Source organism: Micromonospora sp. NBC_01699 (assembly GCF_036250065.1).
Classification (GTDB): Bacteria; Actinomycetota; Actinomycetes; order Mycobacteriales; family Micromonosporaceae; genus Micromonospora_G.
Genome location: NZ_CP109199.1, coordinates 4,465,530 through 4,483,881, shown reverse-complemented (window position 1 = coordinate 4,483,881; position 18,352 = coordinate 4,465,530). Strand labels below are relative to the sequence as shown.

Here is an 18,352-nt window from a genome sequence, read left to right as displayed (position 1 = left end):
TCAAGTTCCCTGCCGGGGTCGGGGAGGGGCGTACATGCGGTCGAGCCAGCGGTGGGCGAAGGTGCGGAACTCGCGCCGGCGGCGGGCACCGTCCGCGCCGGCGAGCAGGCCGACGACGTGGGCGTGGACGGACCAGACCAGGCTGCGTACGGCCAGGTGGGGCTGGGGTTCGCTGAGCACCCCGGCCGCGTCGGCATCGGTCAGCACCTGCTCGACGGCCCGGTAGAGCGGGGCGGAGTAGCGCTCGTCCAACTCGGCGTGACGGTCGGGTTCCAGCCAGCGGCGCAGCCAGAGTCCGGTGGTCTCGGGGTGGTCCTCCAGGAAGTCGACGAACACGTCGACCAGCTCGTGCAGTGCGGCCATGGCCGTTTCCGGTCCGTCGGCCAGGCCGTCCCGGGCGGCGGCCACCGCCCTGGTCAGCACCACGCTCTCGGCGGCGAACACCCGTGCGAAGCAGCCCTCGTACAGCGCCGCCTTCGTGCCCACGTGGTGGTGCACGGTGGCGACGTCCACCCCGCAGGCGGCGGCGACCTCGCGCATGCCGACCGCGTCGAACCCGCGCCGGGCGAACAGTCCCGCCGCGATCTCGATGATCATTTCGGGGGTGGTGTGCTGGTCGGTGCGCCGAGGGCGGCCGGGTCCCCGTCGGGGTGTGGTCATGTGCTCCATCGTGCCCTACTATCCAGCGAACGTTGGATTATGCCCGCGGCGCGGCGAGGAGACGGTATGGACGAGGCGGCGCGGCTTCCCCGTCGCGGCCTGCTGGCCTTCGCCGGCGGGTCGCTGGGCATGGGCACCTGGGTCACCGTACCGGGCCTGCTGCTGCTCTACTTCCTCACCGACGTGCTGGCCGTGGCACCACTGGTCGCCGGCCTCGTCCTGCTGCTACCGAAGATCGCCGACGTGCTGCTGCACCCGTGGATCGGGCAGCTGTCCGACGCCGAACTGGCCCGCCGAGGTCACCGCCGGCTGCTCATGACGGCCGGTTGCGCCCTGCCGCTGGCCTTCGCCGCGCTGTTCCTGGCACCGGGCGGGCTCACCGGCAATCCGGCCGCGGCCTGGGTCGCCGTCGCCTTCGTCGCCGGCAACCTGCTGTTCGCGGCGTACCAGGTGCCCTACCTGTCCACCCCCGCAGACCTCGCCATCGGATACCACGAGCGCACCCGGCTGATGGGCTTCCGGATGGTGGTGCTCACCGTCGGCATCCTGCTCAGCGGCGTGCTCGCGCCGATACTGACCGGCGGGCCGGACCCGACCCGTGGCGGCTACGCCCTGATGGGCCTCGTGCTCGGTACGTCGATGCTGGTCACCATGCTGATCGGCATCTCCGGAACCCGGCGGCTGACCGTGGCCGCCCCGGTCCCGGCCAGCACCTCCGGACCCGGCGCGGCCGGCCTGCGTACGCTGCTCGTCGCGCTGCGCGACCCGCAGTTCCGCTGGCTGGTCGGCTCCTACCTGGCCATGTCGACCACCACCCACCTGGTGCTGGCCGCCGTCCCCTACTTCGCCCGGTACGAACTCGGCCGCCCGGGCCTGACCACCGTGCTGGTCGCCGCGTTCGTCGCCCCGGCACTGGTCGCCACCCCGGTGTGGGTCGTCGTGGCCCGCCGGATCGGCAAGCAGCCGGGCCTGCTCATCGCGCAGGGTGCCTTCGTGCTCGGTTCGCTCGTGCTGGCGCTCGGCAAGGCCGCCGGCCTGCCCGTACTGGTCGGCGCGGTGGCGGTGCTCGGCATCGCGTTCGCCGCCATGCAACTGCTGCCGTTCTCGATGGTCCCGGACGTCATCGGGGCCGGTGGCGCCGACGGCACCAGTCGGGCCGGCACGTACACCGGCGTGTGGACCGCGGCCGAGGCCACCGGCGGCGCGCTCGGCCCGTACGTCTACTCCGCCTGCCTGGCCGTCGGCGGTTTCCTCGCCAGCGGCGCGGGCACCGGGGGCGTCGTGCAGCCGGAGTCCGCGCACACGATGATCCGGCTCGGGATCGGCCTGGTCCCCGCGCTGCTGATGGTCGTGGCGATGCTCTCGCAGCGCCGGTACACGCTGGACCGCGCGCTGCGCTGAGCGGACCGCGACCGGGAGACGCGAGCCCCCGGCGCGGTCCGATCGGGACAGCTCAGCGGCGGTCCTTGAACACGCTCTTCGGGATGTGGCCGGTCACCACCTGGGTACGGTCGACGACCTCGGCGTTGTGGTAGTTCACCGCGATCGAGGCGAACGAGTACGCCTTCGGGACGGTCATGCCCCGGGTGCTGACGAGGAAGTCGACGGTCTTCTCGACCGCGATCCGCATGGCGCGGTCGAGGTCCCAGTGGATGCCCATCATCACCCAGTGGTCGTCGGTCTCGGCCCACGGCAGCTCGGTTTCGACATTCTTGATCAGGGTGATGCGGAAGGTGCCGGCGAGCGAGTGCTCGACGGCGGTGCCGCTGACCTCGCCGTCGCCCTGGCAGCTGTGCGGGTCACCGATGAAGATCTGCCCGCCTGGCTGGAAGACCGGCAGGTAGAGCGTCGTGCCGACGCCGAGGTCGCGGACGTCCATGTTGCCGCCGAACCTGCCCGGCGGCGTCGAGTTCTGTACGCCGCTCGCCGGCGGTGGGGCGTTCTCGGTGTTGCCGACGAACTCGCCCGTCGGCGACGCGACCGCGATGATGCCCATGAACTTCTGGGTCGGGATGATGATGTCGTCGGCGAAGAAGACGACCTCCCTGCCGCGATGCGTGCCGGTGCGGTAGAGGTGGGTGCGGACGTCGGGCCAGACGCCGGCCGGAAGACCGGGCGGGATCTCGGCGGGGATGTCGAGGCCCGCGTCCCCCTCGCGCCAACCGGGGTAGAACGTCGCCATGACACCGCTGGTCGGGGCGGTGTTGTTGAAGCCGTAGGGTACCCGGGTGTCGATGTCGAGCATGTCGATGGCGATGGTGTCGCCCGGCTCGGCGCCCCGGACGTAGATCGGGCCGGTCAGCACGTGCCCGCCGTACTGCCGGCCGGTGGCCTGGCGCTCGGGCAGCGTTTCCCAGAACGCCAGCCCGTCGGACAGGATCTCGTTCGGCCTGACCCCGAAGGCACCGAAGTAGGCGCGCGGGTCGACCGCGGGGTTGGTGAAGCCCTGGTGGGAGAGGGTGTCCACGCGTACGGTCTCACCCGAGGCCATGGTGAGGCCGGGCTCCGAGCCGATCGGGAAGCCGCCCCAGTGCAGGTTGTCCGGGGTGGACCTGAGGTGGTGGTCCCACCTCGCGCGCCTGGGGCCGCCGCGGTCGTCCCGTTCACCCGGTGCTGCCTGGGCGGGAGCGGCGACACCGGCCGCGAACGTCGCGGTCAGGCCGGCGGCCAGCAGGCTCCTCCGACTTGCCGAGCTCCAGTGGTTGCTGGACATGCTGGACTCCCATCGCTGCCGGGCGGCACCGCACGCGGTGCCGTGTCCCTTCCGATGATCTCCGGTCGGTACACCGTGGCCGTCCGGTGTTTCGGCCGCATGACGATCATGAAAATCCGGTGCGCTTCCGATCAACGGCGGGCGGGCCGGGCGCGGGCCTCGTCCGCCAGCAATAGTAAAGATTGTGAACAGAAGATGTTAGAGTCACCTTTGTCGATGAATGGTTCGGTCATCGGCCCGTGGAATCAGGAAGGAGTGATCACATGTCGAGACTGCGCGCCCTGGTCGCGCTCGTGGCGGTAGCCGTCGCTGGCGGACTGGTGGCGATCATCCCGTCGACCGCGGCGTCGGCCGCGGCCTGCGCGGCACCGTGGCAATCGTCGGCTGTCTACACGGGAGGCGCCCAGATCTCCCACGGCGGCCGTAACTACCAGGCGAAGTGGTGGACCCAGAACGAGGCACCGCCCGGCACCACCGGCGTCTGGCAGGACCTCGGCGCCTGCGGGGGCGGTACGACGCCACCCCCCGGAGGAACCTGCAACCACCCGAACTGGGCCGCCGGCACCTGGTACCCCGCCGGGGCGATCGTGCGGTACACCAACGGCCTGTACTACGTCGCCGAGCACGAGAACCCGGGCTACGACCCCGTCATCAGCACCTGGTACTGGGAGCCGTACAGCTGCGGCGGCCAGCCGCCGACCAGTAGCCCGCCCCCGCCCAACCCCGGCGGCTTCGTGGTCACCGAGGCACAGTTCAACCAGATGTTCCCGGGTCGGAACCCCTTCTACACCTACTCCGGGCTCGTCGCCGCCCTCAGCGCCTACCCGGCGTTCACGAAGACCGGCAACGCCACCGTCCAGCGCCAGGAGGCCGCGGCGTTCCTCGCGAACGCGTACCACGAGACCGGCGGACTCGTCCACATCGTGGAGCAGAACACCGCGAACTACCCGCACTACTGCGACTACGGCCAGTCCTACGGCTGCCCCGCCGGGCAGGCCGCCTACTACGGGCGTGGACCGATCCAGCTGAGCTGGAACTTCAACTACAACGCTGCCGGCAACGCCCTCGGGCTGCCGCTGCTGACCAACCCCTGGCTGGTGCAGAACGATGCCGCGGTGGCCTGGAAGACCGCGATCTGGTACTGGATGACCCAGAACGGGCCGGGCACCATGACCCCCCACAACGCGATGGTCAACGGCGCCGGGTTCGGCGAGACCATCCGCAGCATCAACGGCTCGATCGAGTGCAACGGCGGGAACCCGCCGCAGGTGCAGAGCCGTGTCACCAGGTACCAACAGTTCGTCGGCATCCTCGGCGTACCCGCCGGGAACAACCTGTACTGCTGATCGGTGTGCGGGCCTCGTCACCCCGGCGCGACGAGGCCCGCATCCGGGAGCCGACCGGGGGACGGGCTCGGACCGGGCGCGGCCCGGTTCAGGCGGGCACGATCATCGGTGTGCCGGCGATCGGATCCGGTACGACGAGGCAGCTGAGACCGAAGACCTTCTCCACCAGTTCGGCGGTGACCACGTCGCCGGGGGCGCCCTCGGCCACGATCGCGCCGTCCGCCATCGCGACGAGGTGGTCGCAGTAGCGGCAGGCGAGGTTGAGATCGTGCATGACGATGACGATGGTCTTTCCCGACTCGGCGTTCAGCTTCCGGAGCAGCCGCAACAGCTCGACCTGGTGGTTGATGTCCAGGTAGGTGGTGGGCTCGTCGAGCAGCAGCAGGTCGGTCTCCTGGGCCAGGGCCATGGCGACCCAGACACGTTGGCGCTGACCGCCGGACAGCTCCCGGATCGGACGGTCGATCAGGTCCGCCGTACCGGTGGCGTCGAGCGCACGGGCGACGGCGTCGTGGTCGCCCTCGGCCCACCGCCGGAACCAGCCCTGGTGTGGGTAGCGACCACGGGAGACGAGGTCGGCCACGGTGATGCCGTCGGGCGCGATCGGGGTCTGCGGGAGCAGCCCGAGCACCTTCGCGACATCGATGGTGCGCAGGTCGGCCAGGGTCCTGCCGTCGAGCAGGACGGCGCCGCCGCGCGGTGGGAGCAGCCGGGCCAGGCCGCGTAACAGGGTGGACTTGCCGCAGGCGTTGGCACCGACGATCGCGGTGACCTTCCCGTCGAGTACGGCGACGTCAAGGTGGTCGACGACGGTCCGGTCGTCGTACCCGAGGGTCAGTCCCTGGGCGCGTAGTCGGGTCATCCGCCCGCTCCTTGCCGGTTCGTGGTGGCCAGCAGCCACAGCAGGTAGGGAGCACCGACCGCCCCGGTCACCACGCCGGTGGGCAGTGGCGTGGGCAGCAGGTGCACGGCGACGAGGTCGGCGGTGAGCAGCAGCGCGGCGCCGACCAGCGCGGCGGCGAGGATGCCACCGGTGGCCGGACCGAGCAGCCGGTTGGCGATCGGCCCGGCGACGAGGGCGACGAAGACGATCGGCCCGGCCACGGACACCGCGAGGGCGACCAGCACGACGGCGGTGCCGAGCAGGCCGGCGCGGCCGAGTTCGGTCCGGGCGCCCAGCGTACGGGCGGCGTCGTCGCCGAGGTCGAGGGCCCGCAGCGGCCGTTGGAGCAGTACCGCGACGGGCAGCAGGACCACCAGGGCGCCGACGAGCAGGCCCAGTTCGGTGGTGCTGGCCTGCCCGACGGAGCCGGTCAGCCAGTGCATGGCCTGGCGGGCCTCGAACAGCTGGGCCCGGCTGAGCACGTAGCCGACGAGGCCGTCGAAGAAGACCGAGACGCCGATGCCGATCAGGATGAAACGGTAGCCGGAGACGCCGTCGCGCCAGGCGAGCACGTACATCAGCAGGGCGGCGACGATGGCGCCGCCGAGGGCGAGCCCGCTGACGACGAGTCCGCTGGCCTGGAGCAGCACGATTCCGACGACGGCGGCAAGCCCGGCGCCGGAGGTGATGCCGACAAAATCCGGGGAGGCGAGGGGATTGCGCAGTAGCTGCTGGAAGATCGTCCCGGAGGCGCCCAGGGCGAGACCGACCGCGAGGGCGGACCCGGCGGTCGGCAGCCGCAGGCCGCGGACGACGAAGTCGACGCTGGGGTTGTCGGACAGGTGCAGTACCGAGGCGATGACCTCGCCGGCGCCGATCCGGAAGCTGCCCACCATCATGGTGAGCACGAACAGGGCGGTCACGATGGTGGCCAGGGCACCGGTCACCACGATGGAACGGCCGGTTCGTCGCCGCCGGTTGCCGCGCAGCGCCGCCGCCGCGTCGGTCGGCGCGGCGGGTCCGTCACCGATGGTTGTCGTGGTCATCCGCTCACACCTCCGACAGCCGGGCGTAGCGCACGATCAGCACGAACACGGGTGCGCAGGCCACCCCGAGCACCACACCGACCTGCAACTCGTCCGGGGCGGCCAGCACCCGGCCGAGCACGTCGGCGAGCAGCAGCACGATCGGCGCCAGCAGCATCGAGTACGGCAGGATCCAGCGGTAGTCGGGGCCGCAGACGAATCTGGCCAGGTGCGGCACGACGAGCCCGACGAAGACGATCGGCCCACAGGCGGCGGTTGCGGCGCCGGCGAGCACCGCGACCACGGCGAAGGCCGCCGCGCGGGTACGGGTGACGTGCTGGCCGAGGCCACGGGCCACGTCCTCGCCGAGCGCGAGACCGTTGAGGGTACGCCCGAAGCCCAGTGACGCGGCCAGGCCGAGCAGCAGGAACGGCGCGACCCCGGTCAGGATCGGGGTGTACCGGCCGGCGAGCGACCCCACCTGCCAGAACCGCAGCTCGTTGAGCGCGTCCACGTTCGTCATCACGATTCCGCTGGTCACCGAGGCCAGGCCGGCGGTGACGGCGGCACCCGCCAGGGCCAGCTTGACCGGGGTGGCGCCCTCCCGGCCGAGCGAGGCGATCGCGTACACCAGCGCGAGCGCCGCGATCGCTCCGGCGAAGGCGAACCAGACGTAGACGCCGACTCCGCGTACGCCGAGCACGGTGATGGCGAAGACCACGAACGCGGCCGCACCCGAATTGATGCCCAGGATGCCGGCGTCGGCGAGGGGGTTGCGGGTGACGCCCTGAAGGATCGCCCCGGCGACGCCGAGCGCGGCGCCGACCAGTATGCCGAGCAGGGTGCGGGGGACCCGCATCTCCAGCGTGACCGTGCTGGTGATCGACCCGTCGTCCATTCTGGACAACGCGTGCAGCACCTCGGACAGGCCGATCGAACGCGAGCCCATCGTCACGCTCAGGAACGCGACGAGGGCAAGCAGCGCGCAGAGGACGACGAGCCCCGGCCCGAGGGCGGAGGCCCGGCGCCCGCTGTGCGTCGCGGTGCGCCGGGCGTACGTGCTAGTCGCCGACATTCGGATCCGCGGCCTTGACCGCCTCGGTCAGCTTGTCCAGCTCGGTGGCGAAGTCGCCGTACGTGTGCAGCCAGAACGCCGGCCACGACACGACGGCACCGGCCTTGGCCGCCTTGATCCTGAACCAGGTCGGCTGCTTGCTGCCCCACTCGGCGTTGGCGGTGGGCGTGAACGAGCGGCCGTCGAACAGGATCAGGTCGGGCTGGTACTTGTCGGCGTTCTCCCAGCTGAGGTTCTCCCAGTAGGGGAAGCCCGGGTCGGGGCTGGCCGGGTTGAGCACCTTCAGGCCCCAGCTCTGGAGGTCGAGCAGTTCGGGTGCGTACTCGGGGTTGGCGACGTACACCTTGTCGTCCGCGGGCGACATCGCCGCGACGGTCAGGCCGGGCTTGCCCGCGACCGTCTCCCTGAACCGGGTGACCGCCTCCTCGAAGCGCTTCTTGTTCGCCGCGATCTGCGGGCTGTTCACGTCGGCGCCGAGGCTCGCGGCCAGCTTCTCGTACCCGTCCGCCAGCGCCACGATCGACCTGCCCTGCGAGACACCGACGACGGGAGCCAGTTCGGCGAGCTTCTTGCTCTTCTCGTCGACGCCTTCCTCCATGCCGCTGTGTGCCTTCTCGGCGGGCCACCAGTCACCGACGATGAGGTCCGGCCGCAGGGCGGCCGCCTTCTCCACGTCGATCTTGCCCCACTCCTCGCCGAGGATCTCGATCCCGGTGAGGTCGAGGTTCTTCAGGTTGGGGTCGGTCTTGACCGCCTCGTCGGCGTACACACCGACGGGTTTGATGCCGAAGGACAGCAGCGCCGCGGCCTCGCCGGCGTGCGCGATGATCCGGGTCGGGGTCTTGTCGGCCGTGACGACCTGACCGGACCCGTCCGTGAACGACCAGGGGCCGGTGGCGGCGGCGGTGTCACCGGTGTCGGAGTCGTTACCGCAGCCGGCAAGCCCGGCGAGTACGACGCTCAGCGCCGCCACGGCCAGGATCGGTCGCCGTGCACGCATGGTGAGGTTTCCGTTCTCTCTCGTTGGACCGAGCCCAGCGGCTCAAGTTAGGTTAGGCTAACCAGAGTTGATCGCCTTTGGCTAGTCGGCATGATCAGATTCACCTCACTCGTGTCCGCCCGGAGCTGCGGGAACGTCGCAGCCGTGCGGGGTAGACCACGGTTCCGGACGTCCGACGCAACCTCGACGACGCCCGTCGGTGGTCGTGCCGGCCGCCAACTCGGCCGCCGTACGGGCCGCACGGAGTGCTCCGATGCGCTGATAGATGCCCTGGGCCTGACCGAGTTTCTCCGCCGCCTCGGCGCGGTTTCCCAACCGCAGGGCGCAGCGGCCGATACCTTCGATCGAGTGGGCCTCCGCCCGAGGATTCTGGGCCCGGCGGGCCAGCTGTAGGGCCTGCCGGTGGCGGTCCAGCGCCTGCGCCGGTCGGTCGTCCGCCAACAGCAGCTGACCGACCCCGTTGAGCACCTCGGCCTGGCCGAGGCGGTCCCCGATTTGCCGGAAGATGGTCAGGGCCTCGTCGTGCGCCCTGGCGGCGGCCTGCCTGTCACCGGTCAGGCGCCGGAGCGCGCCGACCTGGTTGAGCGCGTCGGCCTGGCCGGGCCGGGAGCCGAGGGCGCGGTAGAGGGCCAGCGCCCTGGCGAGCGCCTGTTCGGCGGCGGCATAGTCGCCGGTGTGGCGGTGGACGATCCCCAGGTAGTTGAGGGCGTTGGCCTGACCCTGGCGGTAGCCGAGGTCGCGATGGATCTCCAGGGCCCGGGTGAGTACGTGCTCGGCGGCGGCGTACTCGCCGGTCTCGATGAGCGCGGCGCTGAGAAAATTCAGTGCCCGGGCCTGACCGAAACGGTTTCCGAGCTCCCGATAGATGGCGAGCGCCCGCTCGTGCGCCTCGATCGCGGGCGGGTACTCGCCGGTGAGCCGCTGACCGGCACCGAATCGGTTGAGGGTGTCGGCGTGTCCCTGGGGGTCGTCCAGGTCGATGTGGATGGCCAGCGCCCGGCGCTGGGTGTGTACGGCCGTGGGATGGTCGTCGGCCATGTGCTGGACCACCCCCAGTTCGTTGAGGGCGTTGGCCTGCCCGTACAGATTGCGCTGGTCCTCGTAGAGGCCCAGGGCCCGTTTCAGGTCCCGGGCCGCGCCCCGGTGGTCGCCCGAGCGCCAGCGCACGCTCGCGAGCTGGGTGAGGGTGTCGGCGACCTCGCGACCCTGATCCAGCTGCTGGTGCAGCTCCAGCGCCCGGTGCAGGGCCTCGGTGGCGGAGCCGTAGTCCCCGGTCGAGCAATGGATGATCCCGAGTTCGTACAGGGCACTGGCGAGGGCCCGCCGGTCCCCGGTTCGTCCGGCGGCGGTGACCGCCGCCTCGTGCAGCGAGATCGCGAGGTCCCACGGGCCCGCGATACGCAGGTAGGTCGCCATCGCGGCGGCCAGAGCGATCGTTCGCGGGTGCTCCCTGCCGGCCGAGAGCAGTGTCGCGCAGGCGGACAGGTTGTTCCGTTCGGCGTCCATCCAGGCCAGCGCCTGTTGCCGGCTGTGCAGACCGGGCAGGGTGGCGAGACTGCCGGCGGGGATCGGCGGCTGCTGGTGGCCCGGCCGCGACAGGTGGTGGTTCGCCGTCTGCGCACCGTGCTGGTAGTGGTCCAGCATCCGTACGAGAGCCCGGTTCCGGTCCCCGGCCGGGTCGCTGTCGGCTCGCGTACGGGCGTAGTCGCCGATGAGGTCGTGCATGCGGTAGCGACCACGGACCGGCTGGTCGAGCAGGTTGTCGTGGTACAGGGCGTCGAGTTGCCGCTGGGCGCCGGCCGGGGAGATGCCGTCGAGCGCGGCGGCCGCGTACATGTCGAGGTCGGGGCCGGGGTGCAGGCTGAGCCGTCGGAAGAAGCGTCGCCGGCCGGCGGGCAGCAGACGGTACGACAGGTCGAACGCCGCGGCGACGGCGACGTCCTCGGCGTGCATCTCGGCCAGCCGGTGCTTGGCCAGCGTCAGGTCCCGGACCAGATCGGCGACGAGCCAGTGCCGCTCGGGGCGCAGCTTGGCGGCCAACAGACAGATCGCCAGCGGCAGGAACCCGCAGAGGCGTACCAGTTCCCCGACGGCGTCGGCCTCCGTGCCGGTCATCGGTCGGGCGGCCATGCTCGCGAAGAGTGCGGCGGCGCGGTCCGGCGACAGGGTGTTCAACGGCAGGGTCACGGCGCCGTGGCGGGCGCCCAGGCCGGTCAGCCGCCGCCGGCTGGTGATCAGGACCAGACAGCCGGCGGCCCCGGGCAGCAGCGGCTCGACCTGCCACCGCCCGGCGGCGTTGTCGAGAATGAGCAGGGCCTTCTTGCCGGCCATGCGACCGCGCCAGAGTGCGGCTCGGGAGTCGAGGTCGGCGGGGATCTGCGTGGGGTCGACGCCGTCGGCCGACAGCAGGGCGTCCAGGGCGTCGGTGGGGCGGACGGGACCCCGGCCGGGACTGTGCGCGTGCAGGTCGATGAAGAACTGCCCGGCGGGGAACCGGTGCCCCAACAGGTGCCCGGCATGGATGGCCAGGGCACTCTTGCCGATCCCGGGCATGCCGTCGATCGCGTGTACGGGAATCATCCGGGCCTGGTCGGCCAGCTCGGCGACCGTGTCGAGCAGCGTGCGCAGCTCCTGGTCCCGGCCGGTGAACGCGGCGGTGTCCCGGGGGAGGGTGTTGCTCACGGCGGCGGGCGCCGGTGCGTGCCGGTGGTAGATGTACTGGTCCCCGGCGGCCTGGTAGACGCGGTTGTTGTCGTGTGCCCGCAGTTGACGTTCGGCGGTCGGGGACGTCGCTTCCGGATCCGGGGGATCCCCGGCGGGTCGGGTCCCCGACCTGTTCTCTGTGCCCGGCGCTGGTTCGTCGGCGGTCGCGGGCATCATGATCGCCTCGTCCCCGGCGATGGACGGGCGGTGTCGTCGGTACGCGGGCCGCTGGCGTACGTTGCGGGCGTGGCGACTGCTGGATTCACGGGTCCCCCTACAAAACGTGACGATGTAATCACGGTAGTGATGTGGGTCGATGCAGTGAATCTTCTGTCACGTATCCCTGTTGATCTGGCCGACCCGGTGTTCCGTCGCCGGAAATTCGGACGTAAGCGGGCATAATGGACGGTAGTGCAAGATTGCCTTTGAGTCTGATCAATGGGCTGATGGCCTGGTGCAATATCATTCATCTAGTTCTTTCATTCTCTTTCGTGCATTCATGGATAACCCCGAGAGGTTGATCCAATGGTGGTTTGGATGAATCCGCGACTGGGGGCAATTCCGGCCGTTCGCTGACGGATCCGACATCGGGGCGTCGTAGCCTGGGAGACCTCCTATGTGCCGGCGGAGGTGGCAGATGTATGACCCGGTGCTGGTCGCCGTGGCAGCGGCGCTCGCGGGGAAGGCTGCGGAGGGATTGTCCGAGGGTGGTCGGGCCGCCTTCGCCGCCCTCGCCCGACTCGTCCGCCGCAAGGTGCAGGCCGACCCTCCGGCGCAGGCCGCCCTGGAGTCCGCGCAGGCCGAGCCGGACGACGACGCCCGCATTCGTCGTTTGGCGCAGGTCCTGGAGTCGGCCGTGGCCCGGGATCGGCTGTTCGCCGACGAGCTGGGCCGGCTGTGGGATGTCCTGCGGGACCAGCAGGCGGTCGCCGTGGACGGTGCGGTGGTCAACCAGGTGTCCGGCGGGGTGAGTGGCACGGTGGTGCAGGCACGGGACATCCGGGGTGGCATCTCCTTCGGGTCGGCCAACCCCTGACCGGTCCGCTGAGCGATCGATCACGGTCAACAGACCTTGACGGTGATCGATCTTCCGTGATCCCGTTGTCTTTCGCGGGCAGGTCGTCTGACGGCCGAGAAAGTGGGGCGGGGAATGCGCCATGTCGCGCAGCAGCGGAAGTGGTGACGTAAGCAACGCCCTGCGCGGCACCGTACTGGGGCCGACCGTGCAGGCCGGCAGTGTCCACGGGGGCGTGCACTTCCACCATCGGGAAGCCGATGAGGTCCCCGTCCCCCGGCAGCCCCCGGCACCACCGGCCCATTTTGTCGGACGGGACGCCGAGCTGCTGGAGATCGACCGGCTGCTGGCCGAACCGAGGGACGGCCCGGCCCTGGTCGTCATCACCGGTGTGGGCGGAATCGGCAAGTCGGCGCTGGCCCTGCGGTGGGCCCAACGGGAAGGTGGGCAGTTCCCCGACGGCCAGTTGTACGGCCGCCTCGGCGCCTTCGACCCCGCCGGCCCGGCGGCTCCGAGCGAGATCCTCGGACAGGTGTTGCGTTCGCTGGGGGTGGCCCCCGAGCGCGTCCCGGCCGAAACCGCCGAGCAGGCGGCGATGTTCCGGTCGATGACCGCGGACAGGAAGCTGCTGCTACTGCTGGACAACGCGGTGTCCGCGGCCCAGGTACGCCCGTTGCTGCCGGCCTCGTCGGCCTGCGTGGTCCTGGTCACCGCCCGCTGGCGCCTCGGCGGGCTGGTGGTGGACGGTGCCCGCTTCCTGACCGTCGAGCCGTTGACCGAGCCGGCGGCCACGGAACTGCTGACCAGGGCGGTCGGTGCGGACCGGACCGACGGCGACCCGGCCTCGACCTCGTCGTTGGTACGGATGTGCGCGGGGCTACCCATCGCGTTGACGGTGACCGGAGCACGGCTGGTGACCAGACCCCGCTGGCCGATCAGCCGCGTTGTCAACGAGTTGGCCAAGGAACACCAACGGCTGTACACCCTCGGTGGCCGGGAGGACGTGTCCGTGCAGGGAGCTTTCGAACTGTCGTACCAGGAGCTGGCCCCACCCGTCGCCCGGTGCTACCGGGTGCTGGGACTGCACCCCGGGGTGGAGTTCGGTAGCGTGGTGGTGGCCGCCGCGCTGGGGGTGGACGACGAGGAGGCGGCCGCGCTGCTGGACGCGCTGTTGCAGGCGAGCATGCTCAGTGAAACGGCCGAGGACCGATATCGGCTGCATGACCTGGTTCGTCTGCATGCGAGGCAGCACGCCGACGCCGACCCGGACCACACCACGCTGACCCGACGCATCTTCGAGTGGTACCTGGCCGGGACGATGGCCGCGGATCGCCGGTTGACCCCCTACCGGCGCCGTGACCGGGACAGCCCCCTCACCCTGCTGGACGCCGACGCCGTCGTGCTGGCCGACCGGGACGAGGCACTGTCCTGGCTGGAGGAGGAGCGGGCGAATCTGGTCGCCGTGATCCAGTACGCCGCGCCGGAGTCGCCGCTGCTGGCCTGGCAGCTCGCGGACGCCATGTGGCCCCTCTTCCACTACCGTCGCCACCACCGGGACCGGATGCTGGTGGATCGCCTCGGGGTGGAGTGTGCCCGACGGCTGGAGGACCCCGACCGCGAGGCGCGGATGCTGCGCCGATGGGCGTTCGCGCACTTCGACGTGGCCCGGTTCGACGAGGCGGGCGAGCTGTTCGGGCGCTGCCTGAGCCTGTGCGAGAAGATCGGCGACCGGTACGGGACGGCCTCGGCGTACGAGGGGCTCGGCTCCGTCGCGCTGGCTTTGCACCGGTACCCCGACGCCGCCTCGTTCTTCGAGCGCCAACTGCGGCTGTGCCGGGAACTGGGCGAGCACCGGCGTACCGGCCTGGCGCTGCTGAACCTGGCCCTGGTCGGGAACGAGTTGGCGGACTACCCGCGGGCGTTGTCCCACCTGCGGGACGCGGCGGCGGTGTTCGCCGGGCTCGGCGACGTCGACCCGTACAACGCCGCTCGGATCCGGATCGAGTTGGGCCGCGCGCTCGGCCACTCGAACGAGCGGCAACGGGCCCGGCAGGAGCTGGACGGCGGACTCGCCGACATGCGGGGCCTCGGCTCTCCACGGGGGCAGGCGCAGGCGCTGCACCGGCTCGGCGAACTCGCGCTGAACCAGCGAGAGTTCGCCGAGGCGCGGGTCCGACTGACCGAGGCGCTGCGGATCTATCGGCAACTCGGGGACGTCGAGGCCGAGCAGGTGAGTCGGCTAGCTCGGCTGATCCCACCAGCCGAGGCTGATCCGGACCGGATGCCGTGATCGCAGTTGGGCCAGCTCCGACTCGTTGAGCAGCACCGACGTCGGCTGGCGGTGTCCGATCCGCCAGCCGGCGAAGACGACCGCGTCACCGAGCGCCTCGACCGGATTCCCGCTGGCCATCCAGCTGTGCAGGAAGGCGGCGAAGAGGGAGTCGCCGGCCGACGAGGTGTTGCGTACGCCGAGCGGGGCGACCGCCGCCGCGGTGACCAGCCGTCCGTCGCGCAGCCCCAGGATGCTGCCCCGCGCACCACAGCCGACGGCCGCCATCGCCGCCCCGGGATAGCGGGTCAGCACCCGGGCGATCCACTCCGGCGCCGGGCAGGGAAGCCGCTCGTGGCTGCTGAAGATGATGTCCGCTACGTCCAACCATGGGGCGTAATACACCTCGTTGATGTCGGCGATCACGTTGACGTCGACCGCTATCGGCACCCCCCGGAGCACCGCGGCCGGCAGCAGCGCGCGTACGAAATCGGTGTTGGTCAGGATCGCCAGGTCGGCCCCGGACAGGGCCTGCACGAACCTCGACTCCGGATAGCGCACCGCGTTGACCACCGCCAGGTGCGGGTACACCATCCGTTGGCCGTCCGGCGCGACCAGCACGACCGTCTGCGAGGAGGCCGGACCCTCGACGACACCGGGTCCGTCCAGTTCGGCGGCCCGCAGTTGCTCCCGTACGATCGCGCCGGCCGCGTCGGCACCGACCACCGTGCACAGATCGACCTCGTCGCCGAGACCCTTGAGGATGGTGGCGATCTGGGCGCCGGCACCACCCGGACCGGTGTCCAGCCAGGCCGGCGTGGACACCGGCGCGTAGCGGACCGGAAAGCCGTCGACGGCCAGGTGAACGGCGAGGCTGGCCACCCCGGCGACCACAATTCTGCTGCCCATGATGAAGGTCGCTCCTTACTCGTCGACGAGAACTGGTGGACCCACGGGCGCGGCGGCGCAGCCGCCGGTGGGCTCGGACAGGGCCGCGAGGCGGTACAGGTGGGCGCGCAACAGTCCCGCCGCCCGGCCCGGCTCGGAGGAGATCGCCGCCGCGACCGGTGCATTCGGGTGCCGGCGGGCGGCCAGTATCGCGGCGTCGAGCTGGGCCGACAACGGCCGGTCCGGCGCCAGTGCCGGCGCCGTCCGAGCCAGCAGTTCGGTGGCCGAGCCGGGGGCGGTGGAGCCGGGCGGGGTGGGGGAGCGGAGCACCGGCACGCCGATCGCGGCGGCGTAGGTGGTCGCCGACCCGTGGTCGCCGATCAGGACGTCGGCGGCCGTGACCAGTCCCCGCCAACTGGTCGGCTCCACCAGTCGTAGACCCGCCCGCCGGTGCTGCCGCAACCAGCCCATGACCTGACGCGGACCATGACCGAACCATGCCGCCGGGTGCATGGTGACCCGCACGCTGTACGTCGACTCCGGTAGCTGGTGCAGCAGGTCGAACAGCATCCGCCACGATCGTCCCAGTAACGAGTCCGGCCCCCAGGTCGAGCTGACCGCGACCACCATGTGTCGCTCCGGCACCCCGAGTGCGCGCCGGTAGGCGTCGCGGTGCGGTGCACTCGCACTCAGCCGGTCCAGGCACAGGTCACCGGTCACGATCGCCACCGGAACGGCCTGCGGACACTGCTGGGCCAGCACCGGGATCACCTGTCGGTGGGACACGGCGACTGCCGCCGGGACCAGGCGTCCGTACCAGGTGAGCCAGGGGGCGCCCAGCCCCACCACCAGCCCGCTGGCCGGTCCGCCCAGCGCCGCCGGCGCCACCTTGTTGTTCACCACCCCGTGCGACAACATGACCACCGGACCGTGCAGCTCGTGCACTCCCGAGCAGTCCGCCGCCAGCACGAGGTCGAAGTCGGTCTGGGTGGCCTGGTGCCAGGGAATCACCACGCCGCCGAGGGCGCGCAGGTGTTCCCGTACGCCGTTGCTGAACAGATCCGGCGCCTGGGTGAACACCACCTGGATCCGCCGGTCGGACTCCAGCAGCTCCACCGCGTCCAACACGTGACCGGCGCTGGCGACCGTGTGCACCACGGCCAGGACCACCCGCTGCGTCGCCGCGGTCCGCCAGGGCCCGGCGTCCCTTCCTATCGGAACCCGTAACCATTCCTGTGCCATCGCACGCACCTCGCCTCGACCTCGGCTCCAACATCGCGGTCAGAGGATGCGGGGGGACGCCGGACACCAGTGCGGGCACCACATTGGACACGAACCCGGACGCCAGCATATCGACGCAGGTCAGTGCCAATGAAACCGGTTGAAAAAATCCCGGGGTACGGCCGCAGTGCCACACTTTCATCAGCGCGACCACTGCCACCGCTCGCGGGAGACAAAATGGATCTTCGGTTGCTGGGGAGTGTGCAGATCCACGTCGAAGATCGGATCATCGGTCTGGGGCGCGCCACGGAGCGCTGCGTCCTGGCCACTCTCGCGCTCAGTGCCGGTCGCCCCGTTCGCGTCTCGACCCTTGTCGAGAACGTCTGGGGTGATCATCCTCCGGCGAAGGCGGACGAGACGATCGCCCATTACGTGCGGGCTGTCCGACGGGTGATCGAGGAGGCCGGTGGCGGCCGGGACTGGCTGGTGAACCGGCGACCCCGCTCCTACGAACTCCGCGTCTCCCCGGCGGTGGTCGACTACCACCGCTTCGTCGCACTCGTGGCCGAGGGCCGGGCAAAGGCAAATTCGGGCGAGCATGATGACGCTGTTGTCGCGTACCGGCGGGCGCTTGACCTCTGGTTGGGCGATCCGTTGGCGAACGTGAACGGCGACTGGGCCGATCGATGCCGGCACGCCCTGCAACAGGAACGGCTCGATGCGATCTGTGCCCTGTTCGAACAGCAGATCAAGGTGGGCGACCATGTGTCGGTGGCGACCACGGCCACCCGACTGGTCAACGAGATAGTGCCCACCGACCGGGTGATAACGCTGGCAATGGTCGGCCTGGCTCATTGTGGCCAGCAATCGATGATCCCGGACTTCGTTTCGCGCGCTGCACGACGAATGTGGGACGCCGTGGGCGTACGGCCGAGCGCGGACGTCAATGCGCTGGCCCGAAGATTGGCCAGCGATACGACCATTGCGGGATCCGGGCACGAGCCGCTCGGGGCGCCGTTCCTGCCGGATATCGTGGACCGGTCATCGCCACCGCCGAGCACCGATAATCAGCCGAAACGAAATGGCGCCGTGGCCATGACGGCCTGGTCCAACGGAACCGTTTATCAGGCCGGCGGAAATCAATACATTACGGAATCCGAGTGATCGGGGCGGCGACGCCTCTCGTATTTGTCCAGTTTTACCCCATTATGTACTAGTGGGCGGGGAGGCGCGACGCCGGGGCCGGAAGAACCCCTGGTCGAACGGCACTGGCTCGGCAATCCGCAGCGCGCTCTGGTTCGATCGATGGCATTACGGCTGTTCAAGTGATGCGTGGCCATTGCGGTGCTCTCGGTTACGAGTCCACGTTTTCGCAGGTCGCGACCGTGAATGGGTCGATCCGGACCTTCGTGATAGCGTCCTCGCACTCGCTACCGCGGGCAAGGGAATACAGGTTACGTGCCGGTCATGAGAAGGTGACCCTTCGTGATCGTTGCGGTTATGTCGGCCTGCTGAAATCCCGGCTGTTTCGGCATGGGTATCCTGGCCGAACCA

14 protein-coding genes are annotated in these 18,352 nt (G+C 70.5%); 5 read left to right on the top strand and 9 right to left on the bottom strand.

The window, feature by feature from the left end; translation table 11 throughout:
* Positions 1-660: a TetR/AcrR family transcriptional regulator gene (locus OG792_RS19225; RefSeq protein WP_329100791.1), complete on the bottom strand. Its 660-nt coding sequence runs from the start codon at positions 658-660 to the stop codon at positions 1-3.
* Positions 661-726: 66 nt separating this feature from the next.
* On the opposite strand from OG792_RS19225, the gene OG792_RS19220 reads away from it, so the two are divergent.
* Positions 727-2,061: an MFS transporter gene (locus tag OG792_RS19220; protein WP_329100789.1), complete on the top strand. Its 1,335-nt coding sequence runs from the start codon at positions 727-729 to the stop codon at positions 2,059-2,061.
* Positions 2,062-2,113: 52 nt separating this feature from the next.
* Here OG792_RS19220 and OG792_RS19215 read toward each other — a convergent pair whose 3' ends face one another.
* A complete protein-coding gene (locus OG792_RS19215) occupies positions 2,114-3,373 on the bottom strand; it encodes an acetamidase/formamidase family protein (RefSeq protein ID WP_329100787.1) in 1,260 nt (419 codons plus the stop codon).
* A 263-nt stretch (positions 3,374-3,636) separates the two neighbouring features.
* On the opposite strand from OG792_RS19215, the gene OG792_RS19210 reads away from it, so the two are divergent.
* Positions 3,637-4,719, top strand: a complete 1,083-nt coding sequence (locus OG792_RS19210) for a glycoside hydrolase family 19 protein (RefSeq protein ID WP_329100785.1) — start codon at positions 3,637-3,639, stop codon at positions 4,717-4,719.
* 88 nt (positions 4,720-4,807) lie between these two features.
* Here OG792_RS19210 and OG792_RS19205 read toward each other — a convergent pair whose 3' ends face one another.
* From OG792_RS19205 to OG792_RS19185, 5 genes are all read right to left on the bottom strand, one after another.
* Positions 4,808-5,581 carry an ABC transporter ATP-binding protein gene (locus OG792_RS19205; RefSeq protein ID WP_329100783.1) on the bottom strand — a complete coding sequence of 258 codons (774 nt, stop codon included), beginning with the start codon at positions 5,579-5,581 and terminating at the stop codon, positions 4,808-4,810.
* Entirely contained in the window at positions 5,578-6,648 is a 1,071-nt protein-coding gene (locus tag OG792_RS19200; RefSeq protein WP_329100781.1) for a FecCD family ABC transporter permease, read from the bottom strand. The genes OG792_RS19205 and OG792_RS19200 overlap by 4 nt, the downstream gene beginning before the upstream one ends.
* A 4-nt stretch (positions 6,649-6,652) precedes the next feature.
* Positions 6,653-7,702: a FecCD family ABC transporter permease gene (locus OG792_RS19195; protein WP_329100779.1), complete on the bottom strand. Its 1,050-nt coding sequence runs from the start codon at positions 7,700-7,702 to the stop codon at positions 6,653-6,655.
* Positions 7,689-8,702 carry an ABC transporter substrate-binding protein gene (locus OG792_RS19190; RefSeq protein WP_329100777.1) on the bottom strand — a complete coding sequence of 338 codons (1,014 nt, stop codon included), beginning with the start codon at positions 8,700-8,702 and terminating at the stop codon, positions 7,689-7,691. The genes OG792_RS19195 and OG792_RS19190 overlap by 14 nt, the downstream gene beginning before the upstream one ends.
* A gap of 105 nt (positions 8,703-8,807) precedes the next feature.
* Complete coding sequence (locus OG792_RS19185; RefSeq protein WP_329100775.1) at positions 8,808-11,582, bottom strand: ATP-binding protein; 2,775 nt, start codon at positions 11,580-11,582, stop codon at positions 8,808-8,810.
* Between the two features lie 460 nt (positions 11,583-12,042).
* On the opposite strand from OG792_RS19185, the gene OG792_RS19180 reads away from it, so the two are divergent.
* Both OG792_RS19180 and OG792_RS19175 read left to right on the top strand, forming a co-directional pair.
* The gene (locus OG792_RS19180; RefSeq protein ID WP_329100773.1) at positions 12,043-12,441 is read left to right on the top strand and encodes a hypothetical protein; all 399 of its coding nucleotides are present in this window, start codon (positions 12,043-12,045) and stop codon (positions 12,439-12,441) included.
* Between the two features lie 121 nt (positions 12,442-12,562).
* Entirely contained in the window at positions 12,563-14,710 is a 2,148-nt protein-coding gene (locus tag OG792_RS19175; protein ID WP_329100772.1) for a tetratricopeptide repeat protein, read from the top strand.
* Here OG792_RS19175 and OG792_RS19170 read toward each other — a convergent pair.
* Positions 14,660-15,598, bottom strand: coding sequence for a carbohydrate kinase family protein (locus tag OG792_RS19170; RefSeq protein WP_329100770.1), 939 nt, complete (start codon positions 15,596-15,598; stop codon positions 14,660-14,662). The genes OG792_RS19175 and OG792_RS19170 overlap by 51 nt on opposite strands.
* Before the next feature lie 15 nt (positions 15,599-15,613).
* A complete protein-coding gene (locus tag OG792_RS19165) occupies positions 15,614-16,819 on the bottom strand; it encodes a hypothetical protein (RefSeq protein WP_329100768.1) in 1,206 nt (401 codons plus the stop codon).
* A gap of 216 nt (positions 16,820-17,035) precedes the next feature.
* Here OG792_RS19165 and OG792_RS19160 point away from each other — a divergent pair, with 216 nt between their 5' ends.
* Positions 17,036-17,962: an AfsR/SARP family transcriptional regulator gene (locus tag OG792_RS19160; protein ID WP_329100766.1), complete on the top strand. Its 927-nt coding sequence runs from the start codon at positions 17,036-17,038 to the stop codon at positions 17,960-17,962.
* Positions 17,963-18,352: the final 390 nt, after the last annotated feature.

Excerpts from the sequence above, each read along its gene's own strand:
- OG792_RS19180 (WP_329100773.1), top strand. The coding sequence starts at position 12,043 with ATGTATGACCCGGTGCTGGTCGCCGTGGCAGCGGCGCTCGCGGGGAAG.
- OG792_RS19205 (WP_329100783.1), bottom strand. The coding sequence starts at position 5,581 with ATGACCCGACTACGCGCCCAGGGACTGACCCTCGGGTACGACGACCGG.
- OG792_RS19185 (WP_329100775.1), bottom strand. The coding sequence starts at position 11,582 with ATGATGCCCGCGACCGCCGACGAACCAGCGCCGGGCACAGAGAACAGG.
- OG792_RS19160 (WP_329100766.1), top strand. The coding sequence starts at position 17,036 with ATGGATCTTCGGTTGCTGGGGAGTGTGCAGATCCACGTCGAAGATCGG.
- OG792_RS19190 (WP_329100777.1), bottom strand. The coding sequence starts at position 8,702 with ATGCGTGCACGGCGACCGATCCTGGCCGTGGCGGCGCTGAGCGTCGTA.
- OG792_RS19200 (WP_329100781.1), bottom strand. The coding sequence starts at position 6,648 with ATGACCACGACAACCATCGGTGACGGACCCGCCGCGCCGACCGACGCG.
- OG792_RS19170 (WP_329100770.1), bottom strand. The coding sequence starts at position 15,598 with ATGGGCAGCAGAATTGTGGTCGCCGGGGTGGCCAGCCTCGCCGTTCAC.
- OG792_RS19210 (WP_329100785.1), top strand. The coding sequence starts at position 3,637 with ATGTCGAGACTGCGCGCCCTGGTCGCGCTCGTGGCGGTAGCCGTCGCT.
- OG792_RS19165 (WP_329100768.1), bottom strand. The coding sequence starts at position 16,819 with ATGGCACAGGAATGGTTACGGGTTCCGATAGGAAGGGACGCCGGGCCC.
- OG792_RS19225 (WP_329100791.1), bottom strand. The coding sequence starts at position 660 with ATGACCACACCCCGACGGGGACCCGGCCGCCCTCGGCGCACCGACCAG.
- OG792_RS19175 (WP_329100772.1), top strand. The coding sequence starts at position 12,563 with ATGTCGCGCAGCAGCGGAAGTGGTGACGTAAGCAACGCCCTGCGCGGC.
- OG792_RS19220 (WP_329100789.1), top strand. The coding sequence starts at position 727 with ATGGACGAGGCGGCGCGGCTTCCCCGTCGCGGCCTGCTGGCCTTCGCC.
- OG792_RS19215 (WP_329100787.1), bottom strand. The coding sequence starts at position 3,373 with ATGTCCAGCAACCACTGGAGCTCGGCAAGTCGGAGGAGCCTGCTGGCC.
- OG792_RS19195 (WP_329100779.1), bottom strand. The coding sequence starts at position 7,702 with ATGTCGGCGACTAGCACGTACGCCCGGCGCACCGCGACGCACAGCGGG.